This window comes from Streptomyces sp. NBC_00631 (genome assembly GCF_045206895.1).
Classification (GTDB): domain Bacteria; phylum Actinomycetota; class Actinomycetes; order Streptomycetales; family Streptomycetaceae; genus Streptomyces.
Genome location: NZ_CP107734.1, coordinates 6277897 through 6295431, shown reverse-complemented (window position 1 = coordinate 6295431; position 17535 = coordinate 6277897). Strand labels below are relative to the sequence as shown.

The following is a 17535-nucleotide window of genomic DNA, read 5'->3' as shown; positions in this document are numbered from 1 at the left end:
GCCGCACGAAGCTGCTCGGACGGCTGGTGAACCCGTCTCTGCATGCTCCAACGGCGCGAAACCCGCTGGGGTTCCCGATCGTCTTACATAAGTGGACCCTCCGGCGTATCAGCCGGGGAGTCAGCCGCCGTAGACGTGAGGCGCGAGCGTACCGACGAACGGGAGATTGCGGTACTTCTCGGCGTAGTCGAGGCCGTAGCCGACGACGAACTCGTTGGGGATGTCGAAGCCGACCCACTCGACGTCGATGGCGACCTTGGCCGCGTCCGGCTTGCGTAGCAGCGTGCAGATCTTCAGTGTCTCGGGCTCGCGGGAGCCGAGGTTGTTGATCAGCCAGGACAGGGTCAGGCCCGAGTCGATGATGTCCTCGACGATCAGGACGTGCCTGCCCTTGATGTCGGTGTCGAGGTCCTTGAGGATCCGCACCACACCGGAGGACTGAGTACCCGCGCCGTACGAGGACACGGCCATCCAGTCCATGGTGACGGGGGTGGACAGAGCCCGGGCGAGGTCCGCCATGACCATCACGGCGCCCTTGAGGACGCCGACGATGAGCAGGTCCTTGCCCGCGTACTCCGCGTCGATCTTCGCGGCCAGCTCGGCCAGCTTCGCGTCGATCTCTTCTTTGGTGATGAGCACCTGCTGGAGGTCGGCACCCATGTCTTTCGCGTCCACCCGCATCACTTTCGGTCGGTCGTCCCACCGGCCTACCCAGCCCTTCGGAGGAGCACTCCGGGAGCTCGGGATTCAGCCTTGCCGAATCACCAGTCTGCCACCCTGGCGCTGGGCGACGACTTTGCCGGGGAGATTGATGGCCCCCTGACCGCGCCAGCCGGTGATGAGACGGTCGACTTCCTCGATGTGCCGGGCGAACAGGGAACCCGCCGGTGCGCCCGCCTCGATGGCGGCCCGGCGCAGGATCCGGCGGCGTACCGCGGGAGGCAGGGCGTAGAGCTTGGCGCACTCCAGCAGGCCCGCGGCGTCGCGTACCGAGGCCTCGGCCTGGCTGGCCCAGGTGTCGAGGGCGTCGGCGTCGTCGCGGGAGAGCTGTGCGGTGCGGGCGAGCGCTTCGACGACGCCCTTGCCGAGGGCTTTCTCCAGGGCGGGCAGGCCCTCGTGGCGGAGCCGGGAGCGGGTGTACGCCGGGTCCGCGTTGTGAGGATCGTCCCAAACGGGGAGTGCCTGGACCATGCAGGCCTTGCGGGCGGTCTGCCGGTCCAGCTGGAGGAACGGCCGGCGGTAACGGCCGCCGGCCCCCGAGACCGCGGCCATTCCGGACAGGGAGCGGATGCCGGAGCCGCGGGCGAGGCCGAGCAGGACGGTCTCGGCCTGGTCGTCTCTGGTGTGGCCGAGCAGGACCGCGGTGCCGCCGTGCCGTTCGAGCGCCGCGTCGAGGGCGGCGTAGCGGGCGTCACGGGCGGCGGCCTCGGGCCCGCCGTCGCGGCCGACGGTCACGGTGATGGACTCGACCGGGTCGAGGCCGAGTTCGCGCAACCGCAGGACGACTTCCTCGGCGCGCAGGTCGGAGCCCGGCTGCAGGCCGTGGTCGACGGTGATGCCGCCCGCGCGGATGCCGAGCTTGGGGGCCTCGAAGGCGAGGGCGGAGGCGAGCGCCATGGAGTCGGCACCGCCGGAGCACGCGACGAGGACGAGCGGGGAGGGGGTCCGCTCGTTCGGTGTCTGCTCCGGGATGTCTCCGAAGGGGCGGGCGAGGCGCGCGGTGATGCGACCGCCGGTGCGTTCGCCGGTGGTACGGCTGAGGCGGCTCTGGTCGGTGAGGATGTCGTGGAGGACGCGGCGGACCGCCAGGCGTATCGCCGCGACCGCAGGATGGGGACCCATGTCCGGTTCCCTTCATGAAGTTTCGGGGGGTGAACCCGAGATCGGTCACTCAGAGTGTGTAGATGGTGACAGAAACGGGCCGTTCCCCGAGCATCGCACGCCTACCCATCGCTCACGGTCCCTCGGACGGGTGATTGGAAGGGCGTTCGCCTGCCGTCGGCCGGATTCGGTTCACCACACATCCGCTGGTTCACGACTCGGTCTTGCGGTGCACCCGCGCGACCCAGTCCGCCGGTTTGGCGATCTCCGCCTTGGTGGGCAGGGTGTTCGGGGAGGTCCACACCCGGTTGAAGCCGTCCATGCCGACCTGCTCGACGACGGCCCGCACGAAGCGTTCGCCGTCCCGGTACTGGCGGAGTTTGGCGTCCAGGCCGAGCAGCTTGCGCAGGGTCATGTCGAGGCGGGAGGCGCCCTTGGCGCGCCGCTGCTGGAACTTCTCACGGATCTCGGCGACGGTCGGCACGACCGCGGGTCCGACGCCGTCCATCACGAAGTCGGCGTGGCCCTCCAGAAGGGACATGACGGCGGTGAGCCGGCCGAGGATCTCGCGCTGCGCGGGGGTCTGCACCAGTTCGACGAACGACCGTCCGCCGTCGTCCTCCTCGGCCTCGGGGCGGCCGCCGGCGAGGGACTGGGCCGCGTCCCGGACGCGTTCGAGGACGGTCATCGGATCGACGTCGGTCTCCGACAGGAACGACTGGATCTCGCCCTCCAGATGGGCGCGCAGCCAGGGCACCGCCGTGAACTGGGTGCGGTGCGTCTCCTCGTGCAGGCACACCCACAGGCGGAAGTCGTGGGACTGCACGTCGAGTTCGCGTTCCACGTGGACGATGTTCGGGGCGACGAGCAGCAGCCGGCCGCCGCCGTTCTGGTCCGCCGGGAGGTCGCGGGAGGAGGGGGCGAAGGTCTCGTACTGGCCGAGGACCCTGGACGACAGGAACGACAGGAGCATGCCGAGCTCCACGCCGGTGACCTTGCCGCCGACCGCGCCGAGGACCGCGCCGCCGGGGGTACCGGACCGGCGCTCCTGCATCTTCTCCAGCAGCGGCTTGAGGAGCTCCCGGAACCCGGCGACGTTCGCCTTCACCCAGCCGGGCCGGTCCACCACCAGAACGGGGGTGTCGTGGATGTCGTCGGTGCCCATACGAGTGAAGCCCCGGACGTGCTCCTCCGAGGCTTTCGCGTGCCGCCGCAGCTCCGCGACGATGGCCCGGGCCTCGTCGCGGCTCACCTCGGGGCCCGGCCGCACGAGCCGGGTCGCGGTCGCCACCGCGAGATTCCAGTCGACCATCCCAGAAGAAGCAGCGCCACCGATGCTCGTCATGCGTCAACCGTACGTTAGCGCTCCCCCTTGGGGCAGGCCGTGGGGGTTGGTGAGGTTGGCGTGACTTGTGTGGTGGGGCGGGGCGGAGGGTTACGTGGGCGGGGTCCGGGGTCGGTTTTCGGCTGCCCGGCGCTGCCGGCCGCGCCCGCCCTCCCCCACGCTCGGCTTCGCTCGCGCGGGGGGACCCCATCGCCCTGCGGAACGACTGCCCACGGTGGTTGAGAGACGACGGGCGCGGCGGACGGCGGTTACAGGCCCGCCAGGGCCGTCGCCGTTCTGTCCAGGGCTGCCTGGGCCTCTGTCGGGCTGGTGGTGTTGGAGGTCAGGAAGGCGAAGGCCAGGAGGCGGCCGTCCTTGTCGACGACTGTGCCGGCGAGGGTGTTGACGCCGGTGAGGGTGCCGGTCTTGGCGCGTACGACGCCTGCCGCGCCGTCCGTGTAGCGGCTGGTGAGGGTACCCGTGAAGCCGGCGACGGGGAGGCCGGTGAGGACCGCGCGCAGGCCCGGCCGGTTGGCGTCGGCGGCCTTCACGAGCAGGGCGGTGAGGAGGTTCGCGGTCAGCCGGTCGTCGCGGTTCAGACCGCTGCCGTCGTGGAAGGAGGCGCCGGTCATCGGCAGGCCCAGCTTGGTGAGTTGGGCGTCGATGGCGGCCGCTCCCCCGTCGAAGCTCGCCGGCTGGCCGCTCGCCAGCGCGGTCTGGCGGGCCAGCGCCTCGGCGATGTCGTTGTCGCTGTTGGTCAGCATGCGCTCGACGAGCGAGGAGAGCGGAGGCGAGGAGACCGTGGCGAGGGTGTCGGCCCGGCTGCCGGCCTTGGAGGTGCCGGGTGACGAGGTCCTGATGCCGGCGTCCCTCAGGAAACCGGCGAACTTCCGGGCGGCGTCGGCCGCCGGGTCGCTCACCCGGGTCACCGGTCCCTCGGTGGAGTCGCCGGTGCGGCCCTCGTCGGCCATCAGGGGGCTCACGCGCGCGAGGTTGTCGTTGACGCCGATGGGGTGCAGGTCGGGGCCGGAGTAGAGCGTGGTGTCGTACGAGAGGGTGATCTGCCTGATGCCCCGCGCGGTCAGCGATGTCGCCGTCTCGGTGGCGAGGGTGCGCAGGTCTGCCCAGCCGGCCGCGTCCTTGCGGGCGGTCAGGGTGGGGTCGCCGCCGCCGACCAGGACGACCTCCCGGGTGCCGGGTTCCAGGGCCACGCGCGTGGTGATGCGGTGGTCGGGGCCGAGCGCGGAGAGGGCGGCGACGGCCGTGGCGATCTTGGTGGTGGAGGCGGGAGTGAGCGCCGTGTCGGCGCCGGCGCCGTACAGGCGCGTCCCGCCGGCCACGTCGACGACCACGGCCGTGCGGGTGCTGCCGAGCGCCGTGGAGGCCAGCAGGGGCCGCAGGAGGTCCGTGACGGCAGTCGTGGAGATGCCGGCGGACTTTCCGGCGGGCGCCGACTTCACGGTGTTCATGGCGGCGCCCAGGCCCGTCAGGACGGATCCGGCGCTGGGTGCGGGGCCTGGCTCGCCGTCGGCTGTGACGAAGTCGGCACCGGAGCCGTGATCTGTGCCACCCGTCCGCTCCAGGGCGGCGGCCCGGTCCCGCTCGGCCGTACGCTGACCGTCGGCGTCCCAGGGGCCCGCCGCGGTCACCACACCGGCGGCCAGGGCGAGCCCGGCCGTGGCGGCGCCCGCGGTGTACTGCCAGGTCCTGAGGGTCCGGGACCGAGGCCGAGAGGGGCGGACCAGGGTGGCCAGCCGGGGTCCCGTCGCGTGCGTGACGCGTGCGAGCTGCGGTCCCACGGCCTGCCGCAACCGCGCGACCTGCGGTTTCGTGGCGGTCGCGAGGCGGGCCAGACGCGGTCGCAGGGCGCCCGCGATCTTCCGCACACGCGGTTTCGCGGACTGCCAAGGCCTCAGCTCTGGCACGACCACCAGCCCCTTTCGCGATCACACACCTGCGTGAGGGACACTTAACCACCAGAACTATGTGTTGATCATGGAGGAGCCACCGGTGGAGTTCGACGTCACGATCGAGATCCCGAAGGGTTCGCGGAACAAGTACGAGGTGGACCACGAGACCGGTCGGATCCGCCTGGACCGTCGTCTCTTCACCTCGACCGCCTACCCGACCGACTACGGCTTCGTCGAGAACACTCTCGGCGAGGACGGCGACCCGCTGGACGCGCTGGTCATCCTGGACGAGCCCACCTTCCCGGGCTGCCTGATCCGCTGCCGCGCGATCGGCATGTTCCGGATGACGGACGAGGCCGGCGGCGACGACAAGCTGCTGTGCGTTCCGGCCACCGACCCGCGCGTGGAGCACCTGCGCGACATCCACCACGTGTCGGAGTTCGACCGCCTGGAGATCCAGCACTTCTTCGAGGTCTACAAGGACCTGGAGCCCGGCAAGTCCGTCGAGGGCGCCAACTGGGTCGGCCGCACGGACGCCGAGGTGGAGATCGAGCGGTCCTACAAGCGCTTCAAGGAGACCGGCGGTCACTGAGACCACCCCGGCAGCCCGGTAGACCGGCACCGGGAAACGGGCCGCACGCACGCGTGGGGCCCGTTTTTCGTGTCCGCTGTGCGGTCACCCGCATACTGAGGCTCACGTGCAGATGTCGTTCAGGGAGCGTTACGACGGTGACGGAGGCGGAGGACCGCAAGCCCAGGTCGGACGAAGCGCGGTACGACCCGGAGTTGACATCCGAGTTCGCCGTCCCCCGGGGCATCGAGGTCCCCGAGGGCGGCGGCGGTGAGCCGGAGACGACCTCCGAGTTCTCGGTGCCCCAGGGGCTGGCGGCGCCCCAGCCGGTGAGTGCCGAGCCGGAGGGGTCGGCGTTCAGCCCGCCGAGCACCTACAGCGCCCAGGACGCCCCGCCCGTCTTCACGCCCGCCTCCGGATTCCCCGCGGTCAGCCTCGTCAAGGACGCGCCCTGGCAGGACCGGATGCGCACGATGCTGCGGATGCCGGTGGCCGAGCGGCCGGCGCCGGAGCCGGTGCAGAAGGCCGATGACGGCGGCCCCGCAGTCCCCCGCGTGCTCGACCTGACCCTGCGTATCGGGGAGTTGCTGCTGGCCGGGGGCGAGGGCGCGGAGGACGTGGAAGCCGCCATGTTCGCGGTCTGCCGGTCGTACGGCCTGGACCGCTGCGAGCCGAACGTCACCTTCACGCTGCTGGCCATCTCGTATCAGCCGTCACTGGTCGACGACCCGGTGACGGCGTCCCGGACGGTGCGCCGGCGTGGGACCGACTACACACGCCTGTCCGCCGTCTTCCGGCTCGTGGACGACCTCACCGACCCCGAGACCCATGTCTCCCTGGAGGAGGCCTACCGGCGGCTCGCGGAGATCCGCCGCAACCGGCACCCGTACCCCGGCTGGGCGCTGACCGCGGCGAGCGGGCTGCTCGCCGGGGCCGCCTCCGTGCTCGTCGGCGGTGACCTGCTGATGTTCGTGGCGGCCGCGGTCGGCGCGATGCTCGGCGACCGGCTGGCGTGGCTGTGCGCGGGCCGGGGGCTGCCGGAGTTCTACCAGTTCATGATCGCCGCGATGCCGCCGGCCGCGATCGGGGTCGCCTTCTCGCTCGCCCACGTCGACGTGGCGGCGTCCGCCGTCGTCACCGGTGGACTGTTCGCGCTGCTGCCCGGACGGGCCCTCGTCGCGGGCGTCCAGGACGGGCTCACAGGCTTCTACATCACCGCCTCCGCGCGCCTGCTGGAGGTCATGTACTTCTTCGTCGGCATCGTCATCGGGGTGCTGACGATCCTGTACTTCGGCGTGAAGCTGGGCGGCCGGCTCAATCCCGACGCGGCACTGGGCAGCTCCGCACGGCCGCTGCTGCAGATCGCCGCGTCGATGGTGCTGTCGCTGACCTTCGCCGTGCTGCTCCAGCAGGAACGCTCCACCGTGCCGGCCGTCACCCTCAACGGGGGTGTCGCATGGTCGGTCTACGGTGCGATGCACTACGCCGGAGGGATCTCGCCGGTCGCCTCCACGGCCGTCGCGGCGGGGCTGGTGGGGCTGTTCGGGCAGCTGCTGTCGCGGTTCCGGTTCGCGTCCGCGCTGCCGTACACGACGGCGGCGATCGGGCCGCTGCTGCCGGGGTCGGCGACCTATTTCGGGCTGCTGTCGATGGCTCAGAACGAGGTCGACAAGGGGCTGGTGTCGCTGGCCAAGGCGGCGTCGCTCGCCATGGCGATCGCCATCGGGGTCAATCTGGGGTCGGAGATCTCCCGGCTGACCCTGCGGGTGGGGTCGGCCGGGAAGCGTCGGGCTGCGAAGCGGACGAGGGGGTTCTGAGCGCCCAGTGGGGTGAGGGCTCGGGACGGACGGCGGCTGCGGGTGCGTGGGGGCTGATCGCGCCCACGCGGCGAAGCCGCACGTTTATCCGGCCCCGCGCCCCTTGAAGACAGGGCGGTGCCGCTCAGGGCGCTTGGTAGTGGTCCTCGGTGTACGGGTTCTGCTGCTGGCCGTACCCGCCCTGGTGGTAGTAGCCGTTCTGGTCGTAGTACGGCTGCTGCTGGCCGTATCCGTACTGCTGCTGGGGCTGCTGCTGAGGCAGGGGCTGGGGCTGGGGCTGCTGCGGGGGTTGGGGCTGCTGCGGGGTGTACGTCGGCTCGATCCTGCGGAGCTGGGTCGTGGCGTCGTCCATCACCGGGGCCGCGGGGTGCTGCTGGAACGGCTGGAACGGCTGCTCGGGCGGGGTCGCCGCGGCCTCCTTCTTCGCCTTCGCGCGGGCCCGGAGGAACTCGATGATGATCGGGACCACCGAGATGAGGACGATCAGGATCAGGATCGCCTCGATGTTGTTCTTGACGACGTCGATCTTGCCAAGCCAGGAGCCGAGCAGGGTGACGCCGGCGCCCCACAGGACGCCGCCGATGACGTTGAACGTCAGGAACGAGCGGTACGCCATGCCGCTGACGCCGGCGATGATCGGCGTGAACGTGCGGATCACCGGCACGAAGCGGGCCAGGATCAGGGACTTCGGGCCGTGCTTCTCGAAGAACTCGTGCGCCTTGGCGACGTTCTCCTGCTTGAAGAGGCGGGAGTCCGGGCGGTTGAAGAGCGTCGGGCCGACCTTCTTGCCGAACATGTAGCCCGCCTGGTCGCCGAGGACCGCGGCGAGGCAGATCAGGGCGATGGCGCCCCACAGCGGGAAGTCCAGCTGGTGCGAGGTGATCAGCAGGCCGCAGGTGAACAGGAGGGAGTCACCTGGCAGGAAGAAGCCGATCAGCAGCCCGGACTCGGCGAAGACGACCAGGAGCAGGCCCCAGATGCCGAACGAGTCGAGCAGGTTGTTCGGATCCAGCCAGCTCGGGCCGAGGGCGAGCGTCATCACGGTTCCGGGCTCCTGAGGGGTGAAGGCACTACGGCTTCCTGGTGCGGGCGCACAAAGCTATCAACGTAATGTGTCCGCCCCAGGTTCCACCGGTGGAACCAGGATGCACTGTGCCCGGCCTGGGGAATGGCTGTGGACATGGGTATCGAAGAGTACGGCGGCGGTCAGGCACCGCAGGCCGATGTGCTGGTCGTCACCACGAACGACGTCCCCGGTTACCGGGTGCGGGAGGTCATCGGCGAGGTCTTCGGGCTGACCGTGCGCTCCCGGCACCTGGGCAGTCAGATCGGCGCGGGTCTGAAGTCGATGATCGGCGGTGAGCTCAAGGGGCTGACGAAAACGCTCGTACAGACCCGCAACCAGGCCATGGACCGGCTGGTGGAGCAGGCACGCGCGCGTGGTGCCAACGCCGTGCTGGCCTTCCGGTTCGACGTGACGGAGGCGGCGGACGCGGGGACGGAGGTCTGCGCGTACGGCACGGCCGTCATCCTCGACAAGGAGTAGTCATGCCGTGTGCCGGTCGGCGTTGGCGAGGATCGCGTCGCGCAGGTGTTCTGCGAGCCCGGGGCGCATGGAGTCGTAGAACGCCTTGAAGCGTTCGTCCGAGACGTACATCTCCCCGAAACACCGGTGCATCTCGTACGGGACGTCGAAGTAGTACCTGCTGATGTGCTGCCGGTGTTCCTCGGCCAGGTCCATGGCCGCCTCGCCGGCCGGCCGCTCACCGGCGGCGACCAGGGCGGCGTACCGCTCGCCCCAGTCGTCGACCTGGGCCTGGATGCGCCTCCAGTCCTCCTTGGTGTACGTGGCGGCGCGGCGCTGCGACTCGGCGTACGCCTCGGTGCCGCCCCAGCGCTGCTCGGCCTCCTCGGCGTACTGCTCGGGGTCCTTGTCGCCGAAGACCTCGAAGCGTTCTTCGGGGGTGAGGTTGATGCCCATCCTGCGTGCCTCCATGGCGTGCTCCACGGCCGCGGCCATCTTCTGCAGCTTCTCGATCCGGGCGGTGAGCAGCTCGTGCTGCCGGCGCAGGTGTGCGCGCGGGTCCGCGTCCGGGTCGTCGAGCAGGGCCGCGACCTCGTCGAGCGGGAAGCCGAGCTCCCGGTAGAACAGGATCTTCTGGAGCCGGTCGAGGTCGGGGTCGCCGTAGCGCCGGTGACCCGCGGTGCTGCGCTCGCCCGGGACCAGAAGGCCGATCTCGTCGTAGTGGTGCAGGGTGCGCACGGTGACGCCGGCGAACCCGGCGACCTGCCCTACTGAGTAGCTCACTTCCGCTCCTTTCCGCGCTCCACCCTGGGTCCTCACGCCACGTGAGGTGCAAGCCCGTTTCCGTTCCGGATGTTGTGTCGGTTCTGCCCGCTTATGGTGGGCCCGTGGCCCAGGACACCGCGCAGCAGGCGCTCCCCACCCCGCCCTCGGCCCCCGCGCGCGCCCTGCTGCCGCTGATCCTGCCCGCGATCGTCGTCGGCGTCGGCAGCAGCCTGCTCTTCCTGCTGGTGAGTTCGCTGGCCGAACGGCTGCAGCACGTGCTGTGGAACAACCTGCCGGACGCGCTGGGCATCGGACGGTACTCGGTGCTGTGGATGCTGGTGATGCTCACCGCCACCGGGATCGCGGTGGGACTGGTGGTCTGGAAGGTGCCCGGGCACGCGGGGCCCGATCCGGCCACCCTGGGCCTGGAGGCGGTGGCGCTGCCGCCCGTCGTGCTGCCGGGGCTGCTGCTGGCGACCGCGCTGATGCTGGCGGGCGGGCCGAGTCTCGGTCCGGAGAACCCGATCATCGCGGTCAACGTCGGGCTCGCGCTCTGGCTGGGCCGGCTCGCGATGCCCCGGCTGCCGGGTTCGCTGTGGCCCGCGCTGGCCGACGCGGCGACCCTCGGGGCGCTGTTCGGGACGCCGGTGGCGGCGGCGCTGGTGATCTCCGAGGCGCTGGCCGGGAAACCGCTGAAGGGGGCCCTGTGGGACAACCTCTTCGGGCCGCTGATGGCCGCGGCGGCGGGCGCGATGACGACCGACCTGCTGGCCCGCCCGACCCTGGACCTCGGACTGCCCGCGCTCAGCCGGACCCGCTGGCCCGATCTGCTGGCGGCCCTGGTGGTCGCCCCCGCGGCCGCTCTGCTCGGCATGTGTGCCGTCTGCGCCTTCCCGTACCTCCACGGCGCCTTCCAGCGCCTCGGGCACCCCATGGTGGCGCTTCCGGTCGGCGGGCTCGTGCTGGGTCTGCTGGGGGCGCTGGGCGGTCATCTGACGCTCTTCAAGGGGCTGGACCAGGTCGCGGAGCTGGCGAAGGACCCGGAGGGCTGGTCGGCGGGACAGTTCGCCCTGATGACGGTCGTCAAGCTGGCCGCGCTGACGGTGGCCGCCGCCTGCGGTTTCCGCGGTGGCCGGATCTTTCCGTCGGTGTTCATCGGCGCCGCCTTCGGACTGTGTGCCCATGCCCTGGTGCCCGCCGTCCAGCCGTCGGTGGGCGTGGCGGCGGGTGTCCTGGGCATGCTGTTGGCGATCACCCGGCAGGGCTGGGTGAGCCTGTTCACGGCCGCGGTGCTCGTGGCCTCGCAGAGCGTCATCGTGTTGCTGTGCATCGCGTCGCTGCCCGCGTGGCTGCTGGTGACCGGGCGGCCGAGAATGCAGTTGCGGGCGGACGGTGCGGCTCTGCGCTGACCCTGGTGAACTCCCGTAAGCCGTTCGTGTCGTTCATATCGTTCGTGTCGTTCATGTCGTTCATGTCGTCCAGGAGGCACTCCTCATGCCGCTGCACAAAGGTCCCCAGAAGCACCAAGAGCGATCCATGTCCGTCAACCCGTTCTTCGGTGAGGCGAACCCGGTCGCCGGCATGACCGAGGCCCCGCCCACCCACCGGCTGCCGGACGGCCCGCTGCCGCCCTCGACCGCCTACCAGCTGGTTCACGACGAGTTGATGCTGGACGGCAACGCCCGGCTGAATCTGGCCACTTTCGTCACCACGTGGATGGAGCCCCAGGCCGGGATCCTGATGGCGGAGTGCGACGACAAGAACATGATCGACAAGGACGAGTACCCGCGCACCGCCGAGCTGGAGCGGCGCTGCGTGGCGATGCTCGCCGACCTGTGGAACGCGCCGGATCCGGCCAACACCATCGGCTGTTCGACGACCGGTTCCAGCGAGGCCTGCATGCTGGCCGGGATGGCCCTGAAGCGGCGCTGGACGCAGCGCAACGCCGACCGCTACCCGGGCACCGGGCGGCCGAACCTGATCATGGGCATCAACGTCCAGGTCTGCTGGGAGAAGTTCTGCAACTTCTGGGAGGTGGAGCCCCGGTTCGTCAACATGGAGGGCGACCGCTACCACCTGGACCCGCAGGCCGCCGCCGACCTCTGCGACGAGAACACGATCGGAGTGGTCGGCATCCTCGGCTCCACCTTCGACGGGTCGTACGAGCCGATCGCCGACCTGTGCGCCGCCCTCGACGCCCTCCAGGAGCGCACCGGAATCGACGTCCCCGTCCATGTGGACGGTGCGTCCGGCGCGATGGTCGCCCCCTTCCTCGACGAGGACCTGGTGTGGGACTTCCGCCTCCCGCGCGTGGCGTCGATCAACACCTCGGGGCACAAGTACGGGCTGGTCTACCCGGGCGTCGGCTGGGCGCTGTGGCGGGACAAGGAGGCGCTGCCCGAGGAACTGGTCTTCCGGGTCAACTACCTGGGCGGCGACATGCCCACCTTCGCCCTCAACTTCTCCCGCCCCGGCGCCCAGGTGGTCGCGCAGTACTACACGTTCCTGCGCCTCGGCCGGGACGGCTACCGCGCGGTGCAGCAGGCGTCCCGGGACGTGGCGACCGGCCTCGCCGAACGCATCGGGCAGCTCGGCGACTTCCGGCTGCTCACCCGGGGCGACGAGCTGCCCGTGTTCGCCTTCACCACCGCCGACCACGTGACGGCGTACGACGTCTTCGACGTCTCCCGGCGGCTGCGCGAGAACGGCTGGCTGGTGCCGGCGTACACCTTCCCGGCCAACCGGGAGGACCTGTCCGTGCTGCGGGTGGTCTGCCGCAACGGCTTCTCGAAGGACCTGGCGGACCTGTTCGTCGAGGACCTCTCCCGGCTGCTGCCCGGACTGGGCCGGCAGCCGCATCCACTGACCCATGACAAGGGCGCGGCCACCGGCTTCCACCACTGACCGGACTCAGCCGGCCTGTTCCAGCGCCACCAGTTCGAAGGCCGTCTTGCCGTCCAGGGACTCGCGGATGATGTCGGCGTGGCCCGCGTGGCGGGCGGTCTCCCGGATCAGGTGGAGGCAGACCCAGCGCATGGAGACGCGGCCCTCCGGCGGGAACCAGGGCTGCGGCGGGAGCGGGAAGGTGTCGTCGAGGCTGGGGACCGAGCGGATGAACTTCTCGGTCTCGGCGGCGACCTGCTCCCATTGGGCGAGCTGGGAGGCCACCGTCTCGTCACCGACCAGCTGGAAGGTCTCGTGCCAGTTGGTCTGGTCGCGCTCGATCGCCGGCGGCTCCTGCTTGGCGCGGGCGATCCAGCTCTGCTCGACCTCGGCGGCGTGCTTGAGGAGACCCGCCAGGGACAGCTCGCTCGCGCTGGGCCTGCTCGCCGCCTGCTCGTCGGTCAGGCCGAGCAGCGCCCGGCGGATGCCACCGCGCTGCTCCTCGATGAAGGAGAGCAGTGCTCCGCGCTCGTCGCCCTGTGCTTCCGCGGGAACGTGAGTGACCATGTCCGGCCGCCTTTCCTCGGGTCGTGTTTCCCTGACCTGACCGAAGCTACGGGCCCTGTAGGACAGATCGCGTCCTAAAGGGCCCGGGGCAGCGAGCTGTTCTCACGGGTTTCTAGAACGGGAAGCCGCTCCGGCCGTGCTGCACCGAGATCCACTTCAGCGTGGTGAAGGACTCCACGGTCGTCTCGCCGTTCAGGCGGCCGATCCCGGAGTGCTTCTCGCCGCCGAAGGGGACGACGGGCTCGTCGTGGACGGTGCCGTCGTTGACGTGGAACATCCCGGTGTCGATCTGCTTGGCGAAGGCCACGCCCCGCTCGATGTCCCCGGTGTGGACAGCGCCGCTGAGGCCGTAGGGGGTGTCGTTGACCAGGCGTACGGCCTCCTCCTCGCCGTCGAACGGGATGAGGAAGGCGACCGGGCCGAAGATCTCCTGGCGGAGCAGGTCGGAGTCGGCCGGGATGCCGGTGAGGACCGAGGGCTCGACCAGGTTGTCGGTGGTCGTGCCGTGTACCAGGGCCGTGGCGCCCTCGGCGACGGCCTGCTGGACCGTGGCCGAGACCGACTCCGCCTGCTGGGAGTTGATCAGGGGGCCGATGACGGTCTGCGGGTCGCTCGGGTCGCCGGTCTTGAGGGTCCTGACCTTGGCGACGAACTTCTCGGTGAACTCGTCCGCGATCGAGCGGTCGACGAGGACACGGTTGGCGGCCATGCAGACCTGGCCCTGGTGGACGTACCGGCTGAAGACCGCGGCGTCCACCGCGTAGTCGATGTCGGCGTCGTCGAGGACCACGAGCGCGCTGTTGCCGCCCAGTTCGAGCACCGAGCGCTTGAAGAGGGAGGCGCAGACGGTGGCCACATGGCGGCCGACCTTGTCGGAGCCGGTGAAGGAGATGACCTTCGGGACCGGGTGCTCGATGAAGGCGTCGCCGATCTCCGCGATGTCGGTGACGACGACGTTGAGCAGGCCGCCGGGCAGGCCCGCGTCCTCGAAGATCTTCGCGACCAGGGTGCCGCCGACGATCGGGGTGTTCTGGTGCGGCTTGAGGACCACGGCGTTGCCGAGCGCGAGCGCCGGGGCGACCGACTTGATCGACAGGAGGAACGGGAAGTTGAAGGGGCTGATCACGCCCACCACACCGACCGGCACGCGGTAGACGCGGTTCTCCTTGCCGTCCACCGGGGAGGGCAGGATTCTGCCTTCGGGGCGCAGCGACCACTGGATCGACTCGCGCAGGAACTCCTTGGCGAGGTGCAGCTCGAAGGCGGCCTTCAGGCGCGTGCCGCCGAGCTCGGCGATGATCGCCTCGGTGATCTCCGCGTCGCGCTCCTCGATGAGGCGCAGGGCCTTCTCGAAGACGGCGCGGCGGGCGTAGGGGTTGGTGGCGGCCCACTGTTTCTGCGCGCGCGCGGCGGCCTGGTAGGCCTGATCTATCTCCTCGACCGCGGCTATCGTGATCGACGCGAGCTTCTCACCGTCGTACGGGTTGAAGTCGATGATGTCCCAGGAACCGGTCCCCTGGCGCCACTCACCGTCGATGTACTGCTGGGCCAGTTCAGTGAAGTACGACGACATGTGAACCCCAAATCAGTAGCAGACACATGATCGACATCACGGTCTGATCACGCGTCATCGTACTTGCGCCACAATGAAGTTGGGGACGGAGAGCGAACTTCTGGGGAGAGCCCTAGGAAAGCTGGAGGAGACCCCGCAGAAGATCCCGGCTCTCGTCCGGTCCCGGGCTGTCCTGCTGGAGTTCCTTCAGCGCCTGCTCGTACTGGGCGACGTCCTCGCGCTTGTCGAGGTAGAGGGCGCTGGTGAGCTGCTCCAGGTAGACCACGTCGGACAGGTCCGACTCGGGGAAGCTCAGGATGGTGAACGAGCCGCCCTCCCCCGAGTGCCCGCCGAAGCTGAACGGCATGATCTGCAGCCGCACGTTGGGCCGCTCGGAGATCTCGACCAGGTGCTGGAGCTGGCCGCGCATCACCTCGCGGTCGCCGTAGGGACGGCGCAGGGCGGCCTCGTCGAGGACGATGTGGAAGTCGGGTGCGTTCTCGGCCACCAGGTACTTCTGCCGCTCCAGGCGGAGTGTGACCCGCCGTTCGACGTCGGCCTCGCCGGCCCCCTTCATACCGCGCCGCACCACCTCGCGCGCGTACTCCTCGGTCTGCAGCAGACCGTGGATGAACTGCACCTCGTAGGCGCGGATCAGATGGGCCGCGCCCTCCAGCCCGACATAGGTGGGGAACCATGTCGGCAGGACGTCGGAGTAACTGTGCCACCAGCCGGCCACGTTGGCCTCGCGGGCGAGGGAGATGAGCTGTTCGCGTTCGGCCTCGTCGGTGATGCCGTACAGCGTCAGCAGGTCTTCCACGTCCCTCGTCTTGAAGCTCACCCGGCCCAGCTCCATGCGGCTGATCTTCGACTCGGAGGCGCGGATCGAGTACCCCGCGGCCTCACGGGTGATCCCCCGGGCCTCGCGCAGCCGCCTGAGTTGCGAGCCGAGCAGCATTCGCCGCACCACCGATCCGGGCTCTCCCGCGCTCACGTTCGCCAGCCTCCCCAACCGTCTTCAGGGCCCGCAGTCTGCCACTAAAACACTTCGAGCAGTACTCGTCCGGTTACGGAAACGGAAAGCGGCCAAAGTTTAAGCACAGGAAGTTGCAAGCAGGTAGTGAGCCAAGGAGAGCAACTTGGCGGAAAAAATGGCCAAGAAGCGGTACGGGAGGGCCCAATTCGGTCGCGTGCACGTGCATCTGCCCTTGCATCTGCTGTACGCATCCGAAACCATGGTCCCGCGCCACCGCTGCATCGCAACGACCGCGAATTCCCGGGAGTGCCTCGCATGGGGACGAATGGATCGACCATGCTCAAGCCGTTACGGCAGGGCCTTCCGCCGCTTGATCCAGCGGCCGTGTCCAACGCCGCCTCCTGCGCCCTGCCCGCCCGCTACGAAGCGGTGCGCGAAGCCCGGCTGTTCACCCGGAGAACCCTCGGCCAGTGGGACGTCGGCGACCGCTTCGACGACGTCTGTCTCGTCGTCTCGGAGCTCGTCACCAACGCCCTGCGGCACGCGGTGCCCGGTGAGACCGACTGCATCGCCGCGCCACAGGGGCCGGCGGTGCGGCTGCACCTGATGCGGTGGACCGGACGGCTGGTGTGCGCGGTGCGCGACCCCAGCCACGAGACGCCCGCCCCCCGCGACTCCGACGACTTCTCGGCGGAGTCGGGCCGCGGGCTGTTCCTGGTCGACTCCTTCAGCGACAGCTGGGGCTGGCACCCGCTGGCCGGCACCCTCAGCGGCAAGGTCGTGTGGGCGCTGTTCCGGCTGCAGTCCGCCGAATGACGGACCCGGCGTCTTCGGACGCCGGGTTTCTACGCGCGTTACTGTGCATTGTGCGCCGAATGCACGAGTTGCCCGAGGTAGGGCCCCGTCAGCTCGTGATCAGGTGGTCGAACTCGCCGTCCTTGACCCCGAGGAGCATCGCCTCGATCTCGGCGCGCGTGTAGACGAGCGCGGGCCCGTCCGGGAAGCGCGAGTTGCGGACCGCCACGTCGCCGCCCGGCAGCCGGGCGAACTCCACGCAGGAGCCCTGCGAGTTGCTGTGCCTGCTCTTCTGCCAGGCCACTCCGTCCAGCTGCGTGGCAGCCATGCCGTTGTACACGTCAAACCCCCCGTACCCGCCGTCAACGTCGAGGTCCACAGGTCGCTCCCCGGTGGTGCACTAACTGGCTGATGTGACCATTGATGCCATTGATGCAGCGGTCAACTGACCCGGATCATAACCTTGTTCACGTGCAGATGCATGAGCAGATGCACGTGCACGGGGGGTGTTCCTGCGGTTACAGCTTTGACGTCCGCTTTACTCAACCCGTTCCAGCGTCTGCCCCAGTCTTCGCAGGACATGCGACCGCCAGCCCCCGTCCATGATCCCGTGCACTGTCATCCGCACGGGATCGACCGGATCGAATTCTTCATGCACTAAGGAAAGACGCGTACTTCGGCCCGCGTGTTCCACCGTCCGTGTGACGGTCCGATGAGTGAGATCGGCCGAATCCGGGTGCAGTCGGCACAGCGGCCGGGGCGGGACGCCGAACCAGCAGGTGGGGAGCGGCGGGGAACGGTGCGTACGTCCGTGCGCGGGACCTGGGGATCGATTCGGTTCGTCCCGGGGTATCCGCCGGAGCAAGCCCACAGCGGATGCCTACCTGGCGTACGCAAGTCCTCCAGGTGAGTCCTGGTAGCTTGCCGCTGTCGTTCGGGCGGCCGGGCCGGCCGACCCCCCTAGAGCTTGGGAGCGTTGCGGTGACCACGGCTACGGCGAGTACGGCTACGACGCACAGGGAGACGGCT

General features: G+C 69.8%; 16 protein-coding genes. 6 read left to right on the top strand and 10 right to left on the bottom strand.

The annotated features are described in order from the left end of the window. Nucleotides 1–120: 120 nt before the first annotated feature. From hpt to dacB, 4 genes are all read right to left on the bottom strand, one after another. Entirely contained in the window at nucleotides 121–681 is a 561-nt protein-coding gene (gene hpt, locus OHB00_RS28880; protein WP_093500061.1) for a hypoxanthine phosphoribosyltransferase, read from the bottom strand. Nucleotides 682–747: 66 nt separating this feature from the next. Then, a complete protein-coding gene (tilS, locus tag OHB00_RS28875; protein WP_406438922.1) occupies nucleotides 748–1842 on the bottom strand; it encodes a tRNA lysidine(34) synthetase TilS in 1095 nt (364 codons plus the stop codon). Nucleotides 1843–2032: 190 nt separating this feature from the next. Next, nucleotides 2033–3166, bottom strand: coding sequence for a zinc-dependent metalloprotease (locus tag OHB00_RS28870; protein WP_406438920.1), 1134 nt, complete (start codon nucleotides 3164–3166; stop codon nucleotides 2033–2035). A gap of 248 nt (nucleotides 3167–3414) precedes the next feature. Further along, nucleotides 3415–5031: a D-alanyl-D-alanine carboxypeptidase/D-alanyl-D-alanine-endopeptidase gene (gene dacB, locus OHB00_RS28865; protein ID WP_406438918.1), complete on the bottom strand. Its 1617-nt coding sequence runs from the start codon at nucleotides 5029–5031 to the stop codon at nucleotides 3415–3417. Nucleotides 5032–5155: 124 nt separating this feature from the next. Between dacB and OHB00_RS28860 the strand changes: the two genes are divergently transcribed. Together OHB00_RS28860 and OHB00_RS28855 are read left to right on the top strand one after the other, a co-directional pair. Further along, a complete protein-coding gene (locus OHB00_RS28860) occupies nucleotides 5156–5647 on the top strand; it encodes an inorganic diphosphatase (protein ID WP_362150479.1) in 492 nt (163 codons plus the stop codon). Nucleotides 5648–5784: 137 nt separating this feature from the next. After that, on the top strand, nucleotides 5785–7443 hold the full coding sequence (locus tag OHB00_RS28855; RefSeq protein ID WP_406438916.1) for a threonine/serine exporter ThrE family protein: 1659 nt from the start codon (nucleotides 5785–5787) through the stop codon (nucleotides 7441–7443). A 124-nt stretch (nucleotides 7444–7567) separates the two neighbouring features. Here OHB00_RS28855 and OHB00_RS28850 read toward each other — a convergent pair whose 3' ends face one another. Beyond that, a complete protein-coding gene (locus tag OHB00_RS28850; RefSeq protein ID WP_406438915.1) occupies nucleotides 7568–8485 on the bottom strand; it encodes a DedA family protein in 918 nt (305 codons plus the stop codon). A 138-nt stretch (nucleotides 8486–8623) separates the two neighbouring features. Between OHB00_RS28850 and OHB00_RS28845 the strand changes: the two genes are divergently transcribed. Next, nucleotides 8624–8989 (top strand): YbjQ family protein, encoded by a 366-nt coding sequence (locus OHB00_RS28845; RefSeq protein WP_406438913.1) that lies wholly within the window; start codon nucleotides 8624–8626, stop codon nucleotides 8987–8989. On the opposite strand, the gene OHB00_RS28840 is transcribed toward OHB00_RS28845, so the two are convergent. Then, on the bottom strand, nucleotides 8990–9751 hold the full coding sequence (locus OHB00_RS28840) for a MerR family transcriptional regulator (RefSeq protein WP_406438912.1): 762 nt from the start codon (nucleotides 9749–9751) through the stop codon (nucleotides 8990–8992). It abuts the gene before it with no gap. A gap of 104 nt (nucleotides 9752–9855) precedes the next feature. Between OHB00_RS28840 and OHB00_RS28835 the strand changes: the two genes are divergently transcribed. Both OHB00_RS28835 and OHB00_RS28830 read left to right on the top strand, forming a co-directional pair. Beyond that, nucleotides 9856–11142 carry an ion channel protein gene (locus OHB00_RS28835; protein ID WP_406438910.1) on the top strand — a complete coding sequence of 429 codons (1287 nt, stop codon included), beginning with the start codon at nucleotides 9856–9858 and terminating at the stop codon, nucleotides 11140–11142. An 85-nt stretch (nucleotides 11143–11227) separates the two neighbouring features. Further along, on the top strand, nucleotides 11228–12637 hold the full coding sequence (locus tag OHB00_RS28830; protein WP_406438908.1) for a glutamate decarboxylase: 1410 nt from the start codon (nucleotides 11228–11230) through the stop codon (nucleotides 12635–12637). Between the two features lie 6 nt (nucleotides 12638–12643). On the opposite strand, the gene OHB00_RS28825 is transcribed toward OHB00_RS28830, so the two are convergent. The 3 genes from OHB00_RS28825 to OHB00_RS28815 form a co-directional block, all read right to left on the bottom strand. Then, nucleotides 12644–13183: a DinB family protein gene (locus OHB00_RS28825; protein ID WP_406438907.1), complete on the bottom strand. Its 540-nt coding sequence runs from the start codon at nucleotides 13181–13183 to the stop codon at nucleotides 12644–12646. 112 nt (nucleotides 13184–13295) lie between these two features. After that, on the bottom strand, nucleotides 13296–14756 hold the full coding sequence (locus tag OHB00_RS28820; protein ID WP_406438905.1) for an aldehyde dehydrogenase family protein: 1461 nt from the start codon (nucleotides 14754–14756) through the stop codon (nucleotides 13296–13298). A gap of 112 nt (nucleotides 14757–14868) precedes the next feature. Next, complete coding sequence (locus tag OHB00_RS28815; protein WP_406446020.1) at nucleotides 14869–15693, bottom strand: helix-turn-helix domain-containing protein; 825 nt, start codon at nucleotides 15691–15693, stop codon at nucleotides 14869–14871. Between the two features lie 333 nt (nucleotides 15694–16026). Between OHB00_RS28815 and OHB00_RS28810 the strand changes: the two genes are divergently transcribed. Then, entirely contained in the window at nucleotides 16027–16527 is a 501-nt protein-coding gene (locus tag OHB00_RS28810) for an ATP-binding protein (protein ID WP_406438903.1), read from the top strand. 88 nt (nucleotides 16528–16615) lie between these two features. Here OHB00_RS28810 and OHB00_RS28805 read toward each other — a convergent pair whose 3' ends face one another. Continuing rightward, a complete protein-coding gene (locus OHB00_RS28805; protein WP_181806651.1) occupies nucleotides 16616–16885 on the bottom strand; it encodes a DUF397 domain-containing protein in 270 nt (89 codons plus the stop codon). Nucleotides 16886–17535: the final 650 nt, after the last annotated feature.